Annotated in this window: 1 pseudogene; it reads right to left on the bottom strand. The window is 58.4% G+C overall.

The annotated features are described in order from the left end of the window. Positions 1–271: 271 nt before the first annotated feature. Positions 272–640, bottom strand: a pseudogene (locus D1012_RS22015) (hypothetical protein); the annotation flags it as partial.

Raw genomic sequence — 640 nt, 5'->3', positions numbered from 1 at the left:
AGCCGAGCGGTCAAGTCCGGCTCCCAATCGCCGCCGGATAAGGCTTCGGCTTCGATGCCTTCTATCTGAAGGATCGGGATTTTTTCAAGCACCAAGCGCAGCGCCTCACCAGCCCGGGCTTCCGACGCTTTCATTGGATTAGTATCTTTCATCATTTGCTGAAAATACCATATTTATTGAAAATCGTCGGCATGATTTCATTATTATTGGTTGTTTCAACTTTTGCTGAAACTCTTTCATAAAGTGAAATTATCCTCTTCACCCGCTCCATTCACCGACGATCGACCGTACCCTGCCGTGCGATGACGGCCTCGACGATCCGCCGCAACTGCCGGTCGGCGTCGCGGACTGACCGGTTCTGCGCGGACACCTGCGCACCCTCGAACAGGAACGTGAGTTCGCTCGCCGTCTCTTCAGGCGACGCCAGGCCCGCCCGCTCGCACAGGCTGGCCAGTCGCCGCCATTGCCGCACCTTGTGTTCCTCGATCAGTTTGCGGCCGGGATGTTCCGGATCGGGCAGCTCCGCGATCGAGTTGATGAACGCGCAGCCGCGGTGCGACCAGGCGCGCGCCTCGTCCGAAAAATAGGTGACCCATCCGAGGATCTGCGCGCGGGGATCGTCCGGATGCGCGGCTTCGAT

The sequence above is a fragment of the Pseudotabrizicola alkalilacus genome, from assembly GCF_003443995.1.
Taxonomy (GTDB): Bacteria; Pseudomonadota; Alphaproteobacteria; order Rhodobacterales; family Rhodobacteraceae; genus Pseudotabrizicola; species Pseudotabrizicola alkalilacus.
The sequence above is the reverse complement of the archived record's forward strand: the minus strand, read 5'-3'. Positions and strand labels throughout refer to the sequence as shown.